Source organism: Acidipila rosea, assembly GCF_004339725.1.
GTDB classification, from domain to species: Bacteria; Acidobacteriota; Terriglobia; order Terriglobales; family Acidobacteriaceae; genus Acidipila; species Acidipila rosea.
In genome coordinates, this window is sequence record NZ_SMGK01000007.1 from 74,681 (window position 1) to 92,860 (window position 18,180).

14 protein-coding genes and 1 tRNA gene are annotated in these 18,180 nt (G+C 54.5%); 9 read left to right on the forward strand and 6 right to left on the reverse strand.

Features of this window, described 5'->3' with window-relative positions:
- Positions 1–8 precede the first annotated feature (8 nt).
- The 5 genes from C7378_RS16500 (at position 9) to C7378_RS16520 (ending at position 5,655) form a co-directional block, all read left to right on the forward strand.
- Positions 9–1,838, forward strand: coding sequence for an AMP-dependent synthetase/ligase (locus tag C7378_RS16500; RefSeq protein WP_131999173.1), 1,830 nt, complete (start codon positions 9–11; stop codon positions 1,836–1,838).
- Positions 1,839–2,028: 190 nt separating this feature from the next.
- Positions 2,029–2,778 carry a YebC/PmpR family DNA-binding transcriptional regulator gene (locus C7378_RS16505; protein ID WP_131999175.1) on the forward strand — a complete coding sequence of 250 codons (750 nt, stop codon included), beginning with the start codon at positions 2,029–2,031 and terminating at the stop codon, positions 2,776–2,778.
- A gap of 87 nt (positions 2,779–2,865) precedes the next feature.
- On the forward strand, positions 2,866–3,597 hold the full coding sequence (locus C7378_RS16510) for an acyloxyacyl hydrolase (RefSeq protein WP_243648318.1): 732 nt from the start codon (positions 2,866–2,868) through the stop codon (positions 3,595–3,597).
- An 86-nt stretch (positions 3,598–3,683) separates the two neighbouring features.
- Positions 3,684–4,619: a glutamate formimidoyltransferase gene (ftcD, locus tag C7378_RS16515; protein ID WP_131999177.1), complete on the forward strand. Its 936-nt coding sequence runs from the start codon at positions 3,684–3,686 to the stop codon at positions 4,617–4,619.
- Positions 4,558–5,655: a hypothetical protein gene (locus C7378_RS16520; protein ID WP_243648319.1), complete on the forward strand. Its 1,098-nt coding sequence runs from the start codon at positions 4,558–4,560 to the stop codon at positions 5,653–5,655. The genes ftcD and C7378_RS16520 overlap by 62 nt, the downstream gene beginning before the upstream one ends.
- A gap of 30 nt (positions 5,656–5,685) precedes the next feature.
- Here C7378_RS16520 and C7378_RS16525 read toward each other — a convergent pair whose 3' ends face one another.
- From C7378_RS16525 to C7378_RS16540, 4 genes are all read right to left on the reverse strand, one after another.
- On the reverse strand, positions 5,686–7,542 hold the full coding sequence (locus C7378_RS16525; RefSeq protein WP_165876863.1) for a sensor domain-containing diguanylate cyclase: 1,857 nt from the start codon (positions 7,540–7,542) through the stop codon (positions 5,686–5,688).
- 479 nt (positions 7,543–8,021) lie between these two features.
- A complete protein-coding gene (locus C7378_RS16530) occupies positions 8,022–8,822 on the reverse strand; it encodes a response regulator (protein ID WP_131999181.1) in 801 nt (266 codons plus the stop codon).
- Positions 8,823–8,874: 52 nt separating this feature from the next.
- Positions 8,875–9,873, reverse strand: coding sequence for a UDP-3-O-(3-hydroxymyristoyl)glucosamine N-acyltransferase (lpxD, locus tag C7378_RS16535; RefSeq protein ID WP_131999183.1), 999 nt, complete (start codon positions 9,871–9,873; stop codon positions 8,875–8,877).
- Positions 9,870–10,412: a DUF6982 domain-containing protein gene (locus C7378_RS16540; RefSeq protein WP_131999185.1), complete on the reverse strand. Its 543-nt coding sequence runs from the start codon at positions 10,410–10,412 to the stop codon at positions 9,870–9,872. The genes lpxD and C7378_RS16540 overlap by 4 nt, the downstream gene beginning before the upstream one ends.
- A gap of 242 nt (positions 10,413–10,654) precedes the next feature.
- On the opposite strand from C7378_RS16540, the gene C7378_RS16545 reads away from it, so the two are divergent.
- From C7378_RS16545 to trxA, 3 genes are all read left to right on the forward strand, one after another.
- Positions 10,655–12,571, forward strand: coding sequence for a CCA tRNA nucleotidyltransferase (locus tag C7378_RS16545; protein ID WP_131999187.1), 1,917 nt, complete (start codon positions 10,655–10,657; stop codon positions 12,569–12,571).
- A 126-nt stretch (positions 12,572–12,697) separates the two neighbouring features.
- Positions 12,698–12,774, forward strand: a tRNA-Glu gene (locus tag C7378_RS16550).
- Positions 12,775–13,005: 231 nt separating this feature from the next.
- Positions 13,006–13,443: a thioredoxin gene (gene trxA, locus C7378_RS16555; protein WP_131999189.1), complete on the forward strand. Its 438-nt coding sequence runs from the start codon at positions 13,006–13,008 to the stop codon at positions 13,441–13,443.
- Between the two features lie 58 nt (positions 13,444–13,501).
- On the opposite strand, the gene C7378_RS16560 is transcribed toward trxA, so the two are convergent.
- Positions 13,502–14,890: an aminotransferase class V-fold PLP-dependent enzyme gene (locus tag C7378_RS16560; protein ID WP_131999191.1), complete on the reverse strand. Its 1,389-nt coding sequence runs from the start codon at positions 14,888–14,890 to the stop codon at positions 13,502–13,504.
- A gap of 29 nt (positions 14,891–14,919) precedes the next feature.
- Positions 14,920–15,369 (reverse strand): RidA family protein, encoded by a 450-nt coding sequence (locus C7378_RS16565; protein ID WP_243648320.1) that lies wholly within the window; start codon positions 15,367–15,369, stop codon positions 14,920–14,922.
- Between the two features lie 616 nt (positions 15,370–15,985).
- On the opposite strand from C7378_RS16565, the gene C7378_RS16570 reads away from it, so the two are divergent.
- Entirely contained in the window at positions 15,986–18,172 is a 2,187-nt protein-coding gene (locus C7378_RS16570; protein WP_131999193.1) for an alpha-amylase family protein, read from the forward strand.
- The last annotated feature ends 8 nt before the right edge of the window (positions 18,173–18,180 follow it).

An 18,180-nucleotide genomic window follows, 5' to 3' on the forward strand; every position in this document is an offset into this window, starting at 1 on the left:
CTTGTTGAATGAATCTTCAGGTTGATACAGTGCCGCCCTCGTCGTTTGCAAAGGATTACGAGAAGTCTTCTCTTGGTCTCACCACCATCAACGATGTTTTTCTGCGCGTAGCGGGCCGCGGTCACCAAACAGCCGCTTTGTGGCAGGACCGGGCGGGTGCGTGGCTTCCCATCAGCGGGGCCCAGTTTTACCAGAGGGTCCGGTCGCTGTCACTTAGCTTCTCCTCTTGGGGAATTCGTAAGGGAGACCGTATCGCTCTTCTCGCGGAGAATCGATGGGAGTGGCAAGTGTCAGACTTTGCCGCGTCCATGCTGGGGGCGGTCAGCGTGCCTATCTATCCCACACTCACGGCTGACCAAACGGCTGAACTGCTGTTTGACTCAGGAAGTCGCATTGCAGTTGTTTCTACTCGGCAGCAGTTGAAAAAGCTTACCGCTGTTCGCTCGCGGACAGCTCTCGAGCAGATCATCCTCATGGACGAGGATGAAGCGGATGGCGCGGTACTGTTCTCTTCGCTCATCGAGGGGGCGGACGATCGCGGTATCGAGAGGGATGCGGCATTCGAACGACGGGCAGGCGAAGTCGGTCCTTCGGATCTCGCTACCATCATTTACACCTCGGGAACGACGGGTGAACCGAAGGGGGTTATGTTGACCCACGGGAATCTTGCGTCGAACCTCAACTACTCTACACGTGACTTCCAGTTCACGGAGGAAGACTCCTGCATCTCCTTCCTCCCGCTCTCGCATGTCACTGCGCGGCATCTTGATTACGTATTGTTAGCCCGCGGGGCTACGGTCGCGTACTGTCCTGGTTTTGAAAAGCTGCCGGCAGCGATGAAGAGCGTGCGTCCAACAGTTTTCGTGGCTGTGCCCCGCGTTTATGAAGAAGTGCGGCAGGAGACGGAGCGCCGCGCGGCGCGCTCTCCGATAAAACTGCGCATCTTCAACTGGGCGCTCAAGGAAGGAGCTCGGCATAAGGGTGCAGTTCTCACAGGCCGCACGCCGTCCTCGCCACTTTGGAAGCTGGCCGATAAGCTCGTCTTTTCGAAGCTGAGAGAGAGCTTCGGAGGGCGTGTCCGCTATTTCATCGCAGGGGGCGCGCCGCTCGGACTCGACAGCGCGGAGTGGTTTGCGAGTGCCGGCATCCGCATTCTTGAGGGGTACGGTCTCACCGAGACATCGCCGGTCCTCTCGCTCAACTCGACCCGCGAATACCGCATTGGTTCGGTTGGCCCAGCCATGCCAAATGTGGAGTTTCGCATCGCTGAAGATGGGGAACTGCTGGTGCGCGGTCCGAGTATTTTCAAGGGCTATTGGCAGCGGCCCCAGGCGACCAGCGAAGTCATTGATCCGGAAGGTTGGTTTGCGACGGGGGATATCGGGCGTTTTGATGATGCTGGATTCCTCTACATCACGGATCGCAAGAAGGAGTTGATCAAGAATTCCGGTGGCAAGCTGATTGCTCCGCAACCCATTGAAAATAAATTAAAAGCGCACCGCTTCATCGCGCAGGTGGCTATTGTTGGAGACCGCCAGAAGACGCTAAGCGCCCTTATCTCGCCCAACTTTCCAGCACTGGAGGAGTGGGCAAAGCAGCAGGGAATCACCGTCGCCGATTGGACCATGCTGGTAGCTGATCCTCGAGTGACGGCCGAATTCAAAAATATTGTCCGCAGCGTAAACAAGTCGCTAGCCAGCTTCGAGAGCATTGGCAAGTTCAAGGTGGTGCCCGATGAGTGGTCGATCGATTCCGGGGAACTCACGCCTAGTATGAAGCTCAAGCGCCGGGTCATCCTGGAACGCTATGCGGCGGAGATCAGGGAGTTTTATTTATAGCCTTCGACCGCAGAGGACTCCCTGGCCGGACCGGTCAATTTTTCTCTGCAATACATGATCGCCGAGGGGCAAGTGCCTCTCCCAGAGTGGGAAGAAGGCTAGACCGGCTGCTATACTCGTAAGGTTGTGACAGCCGGATTGCACTCGACTGTCCTTGCACCCAACTCAACGCACAAGCTCCGAGGTTTTTATGTCCGGCCATTCAAAATGGGCGACAATTAAGCACAAAAAGGGCGCGCTCGACGCCAAGCGCGGCAAGACTTTCACCCGTCTGATTAAAGAAATAACGATTGCCTCGCGCCAGGGCGGGGGCGATCCTGACGCAAATCCGCGGCTCCGTACTGCAATCGCCGCGGCAAAGGCAGAGAATATGCCTGCGGATAACATCAAGCGCGCCATCCAGCGCGGCACTGGCGAGCTGCCCGGCGCAACCTATGAGGAGATTTCCTTTGAGGGCTATGGCCCAGGCGGAGTAGCAGTGATTGTTGAGGCAACGACAGACAATCGCAACCGTGCGGTGAGCGAGATTCGCCATACGTTCTCAAAGAATGGGGGCAATCTTGGCGAGCCGAACTCTGTACGCTTCATGTTCTCCAAAAAAGGAATCATCGCTATTCCTAAAGAGCAGGCTGATGAAGAGAAGCTGATGAATATTGTGCTCGAGGCCGGCGGCGACGATCTGAACGACGAAGGCGACACGTGGGAGATCATCACCGAACCCAGCGCGTATGAGGCTGTTGCCCAAGCCGTTCGTGATGCGAAGATCGAGACCACGATGTCAGAGATCACGATGGTGGCGTCTACTTACACGAAGCTTGAGGGCGCGACAGCAAACCAGATGATCCGCCTGCTCGAAGCGCTTGAAGACAACGATGACGTGCAGAATGTCTATTCGAATTTCGATATGGACGCTACACAGATGGAAGAAGTTGCTGGCTGATTTAGCCGATTTGGCAGAGACAGGGCCGCCGCCGGCGGCCTTTTTCTCGCGTCTAACTAGTTATCCCATCGCTCCGGAAAAGGATTCATGCTGCCAGGTAAACTCGCGACCCTCTGCTCTCTTCTCGCTTCGGCGATGCTCTCGCTTCCCGCAACCGCACAGACCTTTCAGAAACCTGCTCCAGGAAATGACAAGCCAGCATCCGCGATGCTTGCAACCGATCCGTGGGAGATTGGTGCATTTTTCCAAGGGGGCGTAGGTATAGGGAGCGACCGATCGGATTTTCGCTTCACCAGTGCGGGCGTACGCGTAGGAAAGGTGATTACGGATCAGCATCTTCGTGGACCTTTACGCGGCCAGTTTGAATATGCAGGAGAGCTGATGCCATATTGGCAGGCATTCACCCCCGCGCCACACACCCAGGTCATCACTACCACAAACAACGGAACTACGGAGTACACCTATGCTCCGGTGGGCGGCGGCACTTACTCCGGTCTCAGCATCACGCCGATCATTCTGCGATGGAACCTCCAGACCACAGCGCGCTTTGCTCCGTGGATCCAGGGAGCGGGTGGTCTGATCTGGACCAATCATAAGTTTCCGCCCGACTTCATGGTGCAGCATGGTCAGCCGGGAGGCACGAGCGTCTTCAACTTTACTCCGCAGTTCGGAGTGGGATTTCATTACTTCATCAAAGACCGCCGCTCGATTGATTTTGCGGCTAATGCAATTCATATCTCCAGCGCCAGCCTTGGCGACCACAACCCGGGCGTGAATGCCAGTGTGCAGTTTCAAATTGGGTACACCTGGTGGAAGTAGATGCTGGAGGCTCCTCTAGTCGTTTCAGCACAAAAGAAATGCAGCCATGAATGGGCACTGGCAGTAGACTTTCCAGAATGAGCGTCATGTCTGAACCGCTGATAGAGTGTGTCCCAAACTTTTCCGAGGGCTTGGACCGCGGCAAGATTGAATCGATCATTGCTGCCATGAAGATAGACGGCGTGCGTCTGCTGGATTATTCGCTGGATCCAGACCACAACCGTTCCGTGGTTACTCTTGCAGGGGCTCCGGGTGTTGTAGTCGAGGCAGCGGTACGCGCTGCCGGCCGGGCCGCAGAGCTTATAGACCTCACGGCGCAGCAAGGCGCTCATCCTCGCATCGGCGCTGCAGACGTAATCCCATTTGTGCCGATCAGCGGGATTTCTCTCGAACAATGTGCGCTGCTGGCCAGGCAGGCCGGGCAGGAAATTTGGAAACGCTACGGCATACCGGTGTACTTCTACGAGGCGGCGGCGGCTCGCCCCGATCGGGCACTCCTGGAAGAGGTGCGACGTGGCCAGTTTGAGGGGCTGCGCGATGCGGTCGCCAAAGACGTCACCCGGCGGCCAGACGTTGGAGGACCCATGCTGCATCCTACCGCTGGAGCATCTGCCGTAGGGGCCAGGCGCTTCCTTATTGCGTACAACATTTATCTGGATTCGGCAGACGTCACGGCGGCGCGGGCGATCGCCCGCGAAATTCGGGCATCCGGCGGCGGCCTTTCAGGCGTAAAAGCTATGGGAGTTTTTGTTCAGGGACTGGCGCAGATTTCCATGAACATCACGGATTTTCGCAAGACCTCAGTCGGGGCAGTTTATGACGCGGTAAAGCGTTGCGCGGCCCGATTCAAGGCCTCTCCTGTGCGCGGGGAACTCATCGGCCTGCTTCCAGAGGCTGCTTATGAGCGGAACAGCGAGTGGGTGCGTCAATTGCATGAGTTTGATCCAGAGGAAAAACTGCTTGAGCGTAAGCTGGAACATCCGCTCGCATGGCCTGAACGTATTACCAGCGCAACAGTCTAAGATAGAGAAAGCACGCTGGTGGATTACGCTGGATGTCTGCCTTTTGAAAAACACGATGAAAACAAACCATATGATCTCGAAATACTGCTTCCGTTTCGCGCTGGCCGTTTCTCTGGGCTGCATGTCTGCCGGCTCCCTGCAGGCTGCTCAACTAGCTAACGATGCGCGTGCTGCCATTCCAAGGGAAGTACAGCAATTGATCTCCGTTGATTATCGCGCCATGCAGAACTCTCAGGCAGCGATGGATTTGAAGTCGCGGGTATTGCCTCCGGAACTGAAGCAACTGGAGACAGCGCTTAGGCAGTCCGGACTGAATGATACCAATGATGTAGATGAGTTAGCCTTTGCATCGTTCCGTACGCCGGGAAGCTCAAACCCAGACGACATTCGTATCATCGGCCTCGCCCAGGGTGAGTTCTCTCTGCCTGATATTCTGGCGAACTTCAGAAAGCACAAGATTAAGCCGACTCTGTTGCGGGCTAACAAGATTTACACAATGGGAAACAGCGGGATGCTGGTCAGCTTTCTGAATCCGACAACAATGGTTTTCGGGAGCAAGGATGCTCTCACCGCTGCTCTAGATGCGCGGGACGGCCTGCGGCCCAGTTTCCTGGCTAATGAGGCTGCGGTGCAGCAGATGGAAGCGGTCGACTCCGAGCCAGTGTGGAGCATTCTTGATCAGAAGGGGACGCAGACCATGATGCGGAGTGTCATGGGAGAAGCGGCTCAGCTTAGTGATTTCGATACGGTTAAGAAGCGGTTGCTTAGCTCTCGTTACACTATGAACTTCCAGAACGGCGTCAAGTTCAGCCTTGATGTTATTACTCCTGATACTTTTACTGCGGCCACCATGTCATCGCTGATGAATGCAGCAGCCATGTACAAAAAAATGAGCGGAACTCCAATCGAGCAGCAGGCTATCGACAACACCAAAATTGACTCGAGCGCCGGCATTCTTGAAGTGCGGTATGCCTCTTCAGACAATCAGTTTTCCACGTTATTGCACTCGTCACTTTTTCAGACGGTGGTCCACTAGCGAGCTGTGGCGCAATGCACCGGATGGTGCTTAGTCACTGACTGAAAGAGGTTCTGGGCCGGAGGACATGGCCGCGATCTCAACCCGGTTACGGCCGGATCTCTTGGCTGCATAGAGAGCGCTATCTGCGGCTTCGATAATCTGGATGACGGATGATCCGCGCTGGGGAGTCACTGTGGCGCAGCCTGCACTTACGGTCACTATGCCAGTGTCATTTCCTTCATGACGTAGCGCGCGCTTCTCAACAGCCGCACGCAGTTGCTCGGCGAGTTCAAATGCTCCCTGGCCGTTTGTCGCGGGCAACACGATCGCAAATTCTTCGCCACCGAAGCGAGCGACGAGATCCGCCGGTCGTCTCACCACGTCTAGGGCCGCCTCGGCGATCTGTTTCAGGCAGCTATCCCCGCGTATGTGGCCATAGAGGTCGTTGTAGGCCTTAAAGTGATCGACGTCGAGCAATATCAGAGAAAGCGGCAGTCGTGTACGTATGGACCGCCGCCATTCAATAGTCAGTACCTCGTCCAGGCGGCGGCGGTTGGCGATGCCGGTAAGTCCGTCCACCGTAGCCAACGCTTCGAGTGCAAGATAGGCGCTCTGCAGATCCTCCTCAGATGATTTCCGAGTGGTAATATCGCGCGAGACATTTACGAATCCTATGATTTCGCCGGTTTTTGGGTCGGGATAGGGACTCAGGTTTGCTTCAAGCCAAGTGTAGTTGCCATCCTTGCGCCGCATGCGATAAGAAACTTCCTTCACGACCGCGCCGCGCGCGATGGCGGCCAGTTGGCTTCGCATCATGGGCACATCTTCCGGATGCCCCAGCTGTTCGTAGGTGTTGCCGAGCAGCTCCTCGGGTGTCCAGCCTAGGATGTCCACGCAGGCTGGAGAGACATACTTCCTTGTGCCGTCGAGCAGCCCCATGATGATGATGTCTCGCGAGTGCTCAGCAATCAGCCGATAGCGTGCCTCGCTTTCGAGCGCCAGCTGTTCCAGGCGCCGCCGCTCTGCAAGGACCATGGCCAGCACCGCAACGGAAAAAATACATGCGGCCAGAAAGAGTTGAAAAACCCACATCGCGGGAATCGGAGACCCCGGACGGATCAGCATAAGCGGGCCGTGTCCGAGAGAAGTAAAGGCACTTCCGAGGATGGCTATGAGTACGACGCCGATCACCCCGCCAGCGAATCCGAGATAGGTGACAGTTAACAGCAGTGCAGGAAAGTCTAGGAAAAACAGCGGAAGAGAACTCTGGCTGAAGATCAGACAGGAAAATAGCGCGGTCGTTAGAAGCAGAAGTAAGGTATTAGACAGTTGACGACGCCCAAACGGCATGGCGATGTCGCCAGTGGTCAGGCCAACCACCAGTGGAACGACGATACCGAGGCCGAGTGCGCCCGTGAAAAACCAGCTAAAGGTGTAGTTCCAGGAGAATGTATGCAGAAGCAGGTATTGAGCTACGGAGACCAACGCTGCGGATGCGGCCGACGGAAGTAATGCTCCAAAGCCGATCAGCGTCAGCAGCCGGCCCAGCCCGATCGGTGGGGGAGCGAAATCAAGGATTCGTCCAATCAGGTAGGCCGCCAGTGCAACCTCCACTATGTCCGCACTGACATGACAAATTCCTTGAAGCAAGGGATAGTGAAGCAGCCATCGTGCCGCCAGTGAGCCGGCAAAACCGGAGGTCAGAAAAAGTGTCCATTTCCTTGTGCCCGCGATCAGGATGATGGCGGTGAGGAACCCATTCGTCCACCACAGAGGATACAAGTCGTGATTACTGCCCGCCAGGGCAAGATTGGCTGTAGCAACGATTCCAATTACCAGGCTTAGTCCAAGAAAGGAGGCAACTCCGCGCATCAGAGCAGATTGTAGAAATTTCCTCCTGCGCATTCCCTTTGAACTCCAGACCATATTGAAAATAAAAGATTTATCGCGGGGGAAAATACAGGCAAAACTTACCTATCTGATTTGAACGAAGAACATCTAAATCGGGACGTCTTAAGCGTACTACTGCATAGACAGGTGCGTCTGCCAAGTCGTTTTATCGGCAGGACCAATTAGTACCGTTAAAGTTCCCTGTTGCCCTGAGTCAAGCGACGGTCCGGAAACCTTATGAACGTGGCCAGTAGCGTCTGTGAAAGTGAGACTGACCGGTCCTGCACCTTGTACCTTAAAACGATACGAGTAAGCGGCCCCGGCTGCAAGAGAATCGACTCCGAAGCTTGCACTTGGGTAATCCATCTCGAGGAGCTGGAGCGCAGAGCCGCTATGGTTTTCTATTTTTACGCTTATAAAGGGTGAACGACACCCTGAGCAGATCAGGGTAAATACCACGAGGGAGAGTAATGACAGTCGTTCGAGTTGTTGCTTCATATTCCTGACTTGCGCTGCAGTATTCGCGCGGTAAGCACCACGCCTGTTTCGTTATTATGCAGCGTAATCGGGAAAGCTAAAACATTCCACACCCACTCCTCCCCTTTGCGGGGCAGGTTGAGCAGGCCACGATAAGTCCGATCGATATATGTTTCGCGGGTTGCTGCCACGGTACGCAAGATTTCCCGCCAGTCATCGGCCAGTTCAGGCATCTCTACAAACATGTTTCGCCCTGGAAACCACTCGCGAGGACGCTCCAGGAGCCGCGCACAGGATTCATTCACGTAATGCCAGTCTCCATCCCCGTTCAATATTTCGAGCACCACATCCTCGCCCATCGCCATGTTGATTCTTGAGTAGAAAAAATCCCGGGCGTCGACCACCACCGGCTTACCTCGGCGTTTGGCCTCAAAGGAGCGTAATGCCGTTACAAGGTCATCAATCGAACTGTACCCTTTCAGCAGATGCATATCTTCGGGACCGCCGAAACGGCGTTCAAGGGTAGCCGATAGGATGATGATCGGCACCTCCGGATGCTGGCGGCGCAATTTGGCTGCTACTTCCGTACCGAATTTTCCTGCACCGAGATGATAGTCGAGCACTGCGATATCGATCTGATCAAGTAATGCCTCGGCTTCTTCAACGGTGGTGGCCGTTTCCGTAAGGTAGCCCCATTTACGGAGAATGGTCGACCGGAGCAATAGGTTCTCCGGATGATCGTCAAGCAGCAGTACGCGAACAGGTTCTGCGACCACCTGTAAACCGCCACTTCCGTTTGGTTCGTTTTTATCGATCATGTGCTTGTTTGGATGCTACCTTCTTTAAGATTCGATGTAACGGCCTGACCGACTAAGTTTGAGGCTTTCGGCGGATCTGCCTGAGAAGCTCAGGCAGGCGGTTAAAGACAGCAGAAGACTTCAGCCACTGCCGGTTATCAATGGCCGGATAGCCACTCACCACTTTGCCCGCCTCAACATCGTTGGCAATTCCCGACTGGGCAGTGGCAATGACGCCATCTCCTATGGTGCAATGACCAGCAACCCCCACTTGCCCCGTCAGGATCACATTTCGACCCACGCGAGTTGAGCCCGCAAGCCCAACTTGCGCACATAGCAAAGTGTTTTCCCCGACGCTTGATCCGTGGCCGACCTGCACAAGGTTATCGATCTTCGCACCGCGCCCGATGCGCGTTTCCCCAATACTTGCGCGATCAATGCAGGCGTTGGCCTGCACCTCGACCTCGTCGTCGAGAATCGCTGGGCCAGATTGGGTGATCTTATGCCAATTTCCTGTCGCGTCTTTCGCAAAGCCGAAGCCATCCGAGCCGACTACCGCGCCGTTTTGGAGGATCACATGATCGCCAAGCCTGCATTTTTCCCGCACAACTGAGTGAGTATGTGCAAAAAAGAAATTACCGATTGCTACATCGGGATAGATCACTACATGGGGAAGGATCGTCGCATGGTCCCCAATGCTTACCCCGCGTCCAATCACCACGTAAGCCCCGATGTGCGCACTGTGTCCAAGTTTGGCGGAGTCATCGATGACCGCAGTAGGGTGAATGCCCGGCTCGTACACTGGCGGTGGATTGAAAAGTTCAATAGCTTTGGCAAATGACAGGTAGGGGTTGGAGGACCTTAATGTTGCCGTTGCCAGTGCAGGGAAATCAGGATTTACAAGGATGGCGCCTGCGGCCGTCGTATGGGCAAGTGATGCATACTTGGGATTCGCGACAAAGGTCAGGTCGTTTGCTGTAGCCTCTTCAATTCCAGCCACCGCTGTAATCTCAGTCTCTCCGTCTCCGTTCAGCGTGGCTCCCAGGCGGTCCGCCAACTCCTTCAACTTCATAGCGACGATTGTATCTTGCCGAGACCTGAATGTTCGTCCGGAAACAATTGTTCTTGAGACGGTAGTAGAGGAGGCATCTTTGCAGCGCCTGCCCCAGCACGTTGACTGCTTCCTAAGAGGGCAACTACTTCAAAAGCTGTGATCGAGCTCCGCGGTATCCAGATTCGCTGCGTGTTGCTGCGCAGGTCGGGAGGAGTCAGGAAAATGCCAGGCGGCGTCACCAAGGTTAGATCATTCTCAGCAAGCCCTTCGACTACATCTCCATCTTTAAGCGTAAGGCGAAGCCACAAGCCTCGGCCGCGTGGTCGTCCAGCAAAGCTTTTTCGCAGGAGGCGCTCCGGGTTTTCTATCTCTCCGGAATTGAAGTCACGCACAAAACAAAGCCACTTAAGCTGCGCATAAAAGACCGGAAGGATCTTGCCGTCCAGACTCAGTACTTCCAACTGGTCCCCGTCTGCCCAGAGGCTACTGGAGAGATATCCGGCGAGCCATTCCTGATTTAGCATCCGCGCGACGATTTTTTTCCTGGAGGTAGGCATAACAACTCTTTATGCCAGATTGTCGCACGGCTATCCGACTTCTTTATGCCAGATTGTCGCACGGCTATCCGACTGAAGCCGCGGAAATAGTGCAAGGCGGGGTAGCCCATGACTGGAAAGATGTGTTAAAGTACTGCTTTGTGTAACCTCTAGGATGATCCATAAGCTATTCATTTTCAGAGGCTTAGATTGGGATCAGCTGAACGGTTTCAAGACCGCTTCTGCAGACTGGCAAGGCATGCATGCCCGACTATATTTACCTTCTCGAGAACCGGCTTTCTCCCGCCCAGCGTAACGCATTACAACTTGTGCGTGACATCGCTCGGGACGCCTCGATGACCGTTTTCCTTGCCGGAGGAGCTGTCCGCGATCTGACAAGCGGCTCTTCGGTTCGCGATCTTGATTTCACGGTTCAAGGAAACGCCCTCAAGCTATTGAAAAAGCTCGAGAAAAGTGGCGTTGTGTTGCTTGGAGAGCATGAGCCTTCAAGGAGTATGTCTCTCTGGTTTCCAGGCAGCGTACGAGTAGAGGTGTCAACTGCCCGGCGCGAAGAATATCCAAAGCCTGGCAAGCCGATTTATCACTGGGCGACTATTCACGAAGACCTGCGCCGGCGTGATTTCACAGCCAATGCGATGGCCCTCTCGCTGAATGAAAGCTCCTATGGCCTATTGCTCGATCCTTTAAACGGGGTCGCAGATATTGAGGCAAGGTTGTTGCGCCTCGCCAGCAACTATGGCTTCCTGGAGGATCCTTCGCGACTGGTTCGCGCATGGCGACTTCACCATAGGCTTGGGTGGGAACTGGAGGAGCGGACCCTCGTACGTTACCAGAACGCGAAGGAAGAGGGAGTCATCTCGGCAATTCCTCATTATCTGCTCGGAGTGGAGATTGAAGCCATTGCCCACGAGGAAGATGCACTTGGCGCCTTGAAAGCTTTGGAAGCCGAGGGCTGGATGAAACATCTGGATCCTGCCTGGATCTCAGCTAAGGCAGACAGCACCGGATTGGCGGCACTGCACCGCACACTTACGCAATTACAAATTCAAGGTGTGTATCCTGACCCATCGGCAGCACAGATGGAACTCCTGACGGCCAAGATGCAGCCCAAAGAGCTTGCAGGTCTGAAAAAGCTTTTCCCAAACCCCGGCTTCGTGGCGCAATGGGAGAGCCTGGAATCTGATGCGAAAGAGTTTGCCAGAGTGCTGAGTGGCAAGGATGCTGCCAGCCCCTCGGCTACATGGAAGCTGCTTACCTCCTATCAGGCTGAGCCAGTGTTGTGGCTTGCCTTTAGCAGCAAGTCGGCTCCGGTTCAGACTAAGTTCAATAACTTTTTCAATGTCTGGCCCGATGCAAAGCAGAGGGTTCCTCTCGCCCTGCTTCTGGAGATGAGAATCACGCCAGAATTGCCTGGCTATGATGACCTTCTGCAGGAAATCTTCTTTCACCTGATTGATGGGCAACTGCAGACGGAAGAAGAAATGCGCGCATTTCTTGAGCCATATTCGCCTCCTGCGCCGCCCGCACCCGTCAACGTACGGAAGACTCGCGGCCGTCGTGCTGAGCGCGTACGGATCGAAGAAGAGCTTGAGGAAGAGACAGATCTTCATGAGGATGCGGAGTTGGCCGCTGAGAGCGAAGACGATATGGATGAAGAGCGGCCAGAAGCCGACGATGCGCCTCCTCCACCAAAGCCAGCTCTAAAGTCAGTGCTTCCTGGGGAAAAGACCACTGCGGATGGCGGCAAGAAAGCCTCATCTTCGACATCGAAGAAGGGATCTCTCCAGCCAGCCGGAATTGTAGAGGCAGCTACTTCGAAACAGAGTCAAGCTGCGCCAAAGCCAGCAGGCAAGGGGAAAGCTGCGAAAGCCGTTCCAGCTCCCAAAGAGGAGGCGAAGCCTAAGCAGGCTACGCCTGCCCAGTCCCAAAAGGTAGCCAAGTCTACGCCCGCGAAAGCGATACAAAAACAAGTCAAGCCCGTGCCGAAAAAAGTCGTTGCCGCGAAGCCGGCTCCAGCAAAGAAGCAGGCTGGCAAAGCAGTCCCGAAGAAAATTGCTTCTAAAGCTACCCCCAAGTCAGCTCCATCCAAAGCAGCAGCGAAGTCAAAGCCCGAGCCCAAGGCACATGGAAAGAAAGTGGCGGCGAAGAAGAAGCACTGAGAGGGATAAAAGGAAGGTCTACAGCATCTCTTTGCCCCAAGGAGAAGGCGAGCTGAACGGGCGCGAAGATGCGGTCAATATCTGTTATATTCATTAAGTCAGCACACCTCAGAAGCAGTTCTTCAAGGCGCCATGGTGTAATTGGTTAACACGCCGCCCTCTCAAGGCGGAGAGTTCGGGTTCGATCCCCGATGGCGCTACCAAGCAGTTTAAAGAGCAGTAATTGCAAGCTGCTAGGAAGTTACCCGTTAGTGTGGCAGTGTGCTGAAGAGTTAGTCCAGCTATTTGCTGTTGACTGCCGGCATCTGTATCAATATCCATACTCAATTGAAAAATGGTCGCCATCAGAACTGATGAAACATACAGTCTGCGCGTATCCTAGTGTCCTGTGGCTCAATTGCCGTTGCGCCGAATTCATCTCAGAGGTCAGGCTTATGCCAGTCATTCGTAATTGTGCTCATTGTGGCCAAAAGAATCGCATTCCGGCTAAGCATCTTGCAGACACTGGCCGTTGCGGTTCCTGCAAGGCCGCAATTGAGCCGCTCTCGGAGCCGATTGCCGCAGACGTGCCCCTGTTCGATGAAGTTGTGCAGAACGCGTCAGTGCCGGTTCTTGTGGACTTTTGGGCTGAGTGGTGCGGGCCTTGTCGCATGGCAGCTCCCGAAGTTACGCGAACCGCTGCAGAGATGGCTGGAAGGGCGATTGTGCTCAAAGTTGATACCGAACAGCATCCCCAGCTGGCGGCGCGCTTCAACGTGCGGGGAATCCCTAACTTCGCCGTCTTTCATCAAGGACGTAAGGTTGTGCAGCAGGCCGGCCTGGTCGATCATACCCAGATGGAGCAATGGATCCGGCAGGCAGCTCAGTCATAGCCTGACCAACGAGTGCAAGGATTACTGATAGTATCTTTCACGCTTAAGCTCCGAAGACCTAAGCCTTCGGAGCGGCGCTGAAGATTTCAATGAGCCGGTCGGCGATAACCTTATCTTCGCCTTCTTTGAGCTGCCAGACGGCAAAGCCAAAGGTCGTCGGATCGGCTAATTCGCTTTTACGGCTGGGGCGACGTTCAGCCGCAGGCTCATCCGGATTGCGTCCCCGCATACCACCCACGCCAGCGCCCATGCTCCCGATTCCCATCGGACGCGTGTCAGCGAGCTGTTGCATAACCTCCGGCCCGGTTATCCGCAGCTTGGACGGGTCGATATGCCAGCTATAGTAAGGGGTCACGTTCCCCAGTGCTTCCGGGTTAAACTGCCGCGGGAGCGCCGCCACTCCAAATTCCTTCACCGCATCCGTGATAACTTGTGCGCGCTCATCATACATCCGTAGAGTATCGGCGTAGTCCTGATTGACGAAGATCTCTAGAGCTTTAAGAAGGCCGAAAATCGTCTCTTTGCCTACCTTGCAGCAGCGGCCGATTCGATCTTCCTGCGGGCTCATATTAAGCAACGAATAACGGATAAGCTCTTCCTTGCCAATCAGGATGCCGGATGCCTGCGGTCCGCAGATATCCTTGCCACCGCTAAAGGTTACGAGGTCGAAGCCGATTTCAGGGTACTTCCAGAGCCGCTCGACTGGTGGCACATCTGCCGACGCATCGTTGAAGGTGTAGAGATTATGTGCCTTTGCGATAGCTACGGTTTCCGGACCGCTAACCTTTCCTTTGTCCGACAGAATGTTCGTGAAGTGGATGGCTACCGTCCTAGGGTTGATAGCGGCAATCATCTCTTCGCGTGTCTCGACCTCTACTAGCTTTGCGCCCGTCTGGCGAATCTGGTGATCAAACGGATATCGATGGCTTTTCTGGATGATCACTTCATTTCGGGGAAAATTGCTGACATCGGGAATAGCGCGCATGCGTGGCTCCAAGTCTTCCGTCATCATGCCCGCGTACCCAACCACCAATGCCGCAGCTGCGCCGCCCGTCACCAGACCAGTGTAGCCAACGGGGGATTTACATAGCTTGGCAATAAACTTTCCTGCGGCAATTTCCAGTTCATCGATCAAGACGAAGTGCTCATTGCCCCGCCGGATCAACTCCATAACCTCCGGCTTCATCACTGATCCACCCATGACGGTAATCGTGCCATTGATGTTGATGAGGGGCGTTATTCCAAGCTCGGCATAGATATCGCCGGTTGAGCCCAGGCCGGTTGTAATGGGTACGATCGGATTGCCATCGACAGAGGAAGCAGGCAACTTGGGCTTTTTGGCAAAGAGCCCCGAGGCGTTCAACCTGGCAGGGGCAAGCAGACTGCCGCTCGCAGCCCCTAGCGCAGATAGGAATGAGCGTCGGTTCCAGCCGGACTTCATGTTCATGCGTAACTCCTTGCAATATCTTTGACGAACTATTCACCAACGGGCGACGGCGATTGAGCGACTACCCGGGCACTGCCGACGATTTCTATCAATGAGTCGCCGGGGATCCATTCAAGAGCCATGCAAGCGCGGGAAGGAGCCCGGCCCGGGCTGAAGTATGTCCCGTAGATCTTGTTAAGCGCGTCATACTGTACCTTGTGGGCATCGAACCTTGCCCTGCCGGTAGGCATAGGGATGTTGTCTGCGAGAGGCAGGCAAAGAAAGACCTCCAGATGGATGATGCTGTCCATGGTGCAGCCTGCACTTTCAATTGACTTTTTAAGCGCCTCCATGGTGCGGGTGACATGCTTCTCAAATGGATCAGTTACGAGCACATGATCCTCTTTGGAGTAGCCGTCATTCGAGCCTGTGCCAGAGAAGTAGTAGATGTCATTGTGTATATGTTTGTTACTGCTGGCGCGATGAGTTCTTTCTTGCATGGGTACACCAGCAGGAGCCTGCTGCGAGAATAGACGTGGGGCACCGGCTATGGCAGCCGTCATTGCTGCTATTTTGCCAAAGAAACTCCGTCGAGTGTCTATCTGCACAAATGGTCTCCTCCACCTTCATCTGGCTCTTGCCCCACTATGTGGCTATGCTTTATCAACGTGGATGCTGAGGGCCTTCAGGTGTCGAACTGCTGAAATCGTACAACCTTATAGAGCGTTATACATGGCTTAGGTAGGCGAAGTTCAAGCACTGATCGCTAACGATGTGCGAATATTGGTCCCGATACCACAATGCGGACCTTGTACCCGTTAGTACGATTGTGAAAGACCATAGGTGCACGGGAAGAACGAGCGGTGCTTTATTTCGCCAGAACGTGGAAACGAGTCTTGAATCTGTCGTCATAGTGAGGGCAGGGTATTCGACAGCCAATCTCGCTGCGATATTCCATGCTCAAAAACATCCGACATACTGCACCTGGCCGATATTTCTTTAGCAGAACTTTCCACATTAGAAGTGGGGCTTGTTATCGTGCTTGTCATGGAAGGTCGCCAGCTTTTAGGGATCCTCAACTGAAGCGACGCGGCATTTGAAGTTTGGAGGTTGTCAATGAAAGTTGCACTCTATCTGCTGTTGCGCGCTACATTTCTCCTGTTCTTCTTTGCCTCATCTGTCGTCAATAGTTTCGCGTCTCCTCGCCAAAGCGCAAAAGCAGGTTTGAAGGATAAAGCAAGCTTGATTACGTTGCAGTCAAGTCTTGTCACCATCGAATACCACCAACAAACCGGAATGATGGATATTCTGTGGAGTGATGGTCATAAGCTTCTTGGCATTTCCAGTGGCGCACAACTATCGAATGGGTCGACTATTTCTACGACCATGTACCCTGCCCATACTCTCCTGCAGACGAATCAGGGAGTGGAGGGTAGCTCCGTCTCTGCAGCCTTAACTGGACGTGAGTACACCGTCCGCAGCACAGGGCCGGGACTTCCAGCCTTTCTGCAGCATATCTGGATTTATAACGACAAGCCCTTCATTGCGATTGAGGCTGAACTTGGTGCTGATGCGAGCGCAATCGGCACCAGGCACTTTGATGTGGTCGAGTTTCATGGCGCGAATGCAGTGCAGATTCACGCGGCCGCGAGACTACGACTTTTACACGTACCTTTCGACAACGACATGTGGTTCCGCTACATCAGTTGGCCGATTGCAGAGATGAAGACGGCGGGAAAGTATTCGAGCAGCGAAGTAACTGCAATTTACGATAATGTCAGCCGAGAAGGACTCATCCTGGGATCTATCACCCACGACACTTGGAAGACTGCAATCGATGCCCATGCCGCAAATGGTGAACTGGCGGACTTGGATGTATATGGGGGCATCTCATCTCCAACAGGCGTGCGTACGGACACGCATGACACGGTCCCGCATGGGATTGTGCATGGTTCAAGGGTTATTTCTCCCCGCATCTTTATCGGCTCCTATTCGGACTGGCGAAATGGTTTGGAAGCCTATGGTGCAGCAAATGCCGCCATCCGACCACCGCTGGTGTGGCCAGCGGGTGCGCCCGTGGGCTGGAATAGCTGGGCGGCGTATGCCGAAAAGATTAATTATGACCGCTACCTGGGATCAGCTGCATTCGTGCACAACTCGCTTGTGCCACAAGGATTTGGACGGAATAAGGTGGTCTACATCAACCTGGATGCTTTCTGGTCAAATCTTGACGCAGTGCAGCTCGCAGATGCGGTGAGAACCATTAAAGCAATGCATATATCCGATGGTACTCAGTTTGAGCCTGGAATCTATTGGACGCCTTTCGCCTATTGGTCTGACAATCTGGATGCTTGTGTCGAAGGCACCGGAATGAAGTATCGATATCGTGACATCATGCTCAAAGCGCCTGATGGAAGCTTTCTTCCCAAGGTCGACGGTGGGCGCCCGCTCGACCCGTCTTCGCCTGGGACGAAGGCGCGGACAATCTACTTCATCAAAGAGTTTCAGGCGCTGGGGTTCCAATATTTGAAGCTGGACTTTCTTTCGCACGGTGCTCTCGAAGGGGTCCATGCGGACCCGGCCATCCAGACTGGGATACAGGCTTTCAACGAGGGTATGCAACAGATTGTCGATGAGGCAGGGAATCGCATGTTCTTGAGTCTCTCGATTGCACCACTCTTCCCCTCAGGTTACGGCCACGCGCGCCGCCTTTCGTGTGACACCAAAGGACACATGAGCGGTGGTGATCAGAGCACTGAGTACATGCTGAACTCACTCACTTATGGGTGGTGGACGGCTGGCTCTCTGTACATCGCTGACCCGGATCACGTTGTCCTCGGCGAGAAAGCTGATCATGGAGCGCGAAGCGTAACAGAAGGGAAAAGTCGTCTGCTCTCAGCGATCATCAGTGGTGGCATGATCTTGGACAGCAGTCGCCTGGCAGATGATCCACAGGGCAGGCAACTAGCTGCGCAGGTCTATAACGCTCGCGATCTCTTCCAGGTTGCCAATGAGCAAAAGGTATTTCGCCCAGTTGAAGGCGATACCGGTGATCGCGCCGCCTCGGCGTTTGTGCGGCCCTTCAAAGGAGGATTCTATCTGGCCCTTTTCAATTACGATGAACTGCAGCCTCAGACCATTACGGTGCCACTCGCGCGTATTGATCCGGCGCTCGCAACTGCCACCGCAGTATCCGTGATCGAGGTTGAGACGGGTAGGAAGTTGCCGGAAGCGCATGGCACAGTCTCGATACAGCTTATGCCCGCGGAGTCGAAACTCGTCGCATTGCGTCGACAGCAATAGCTTCGATC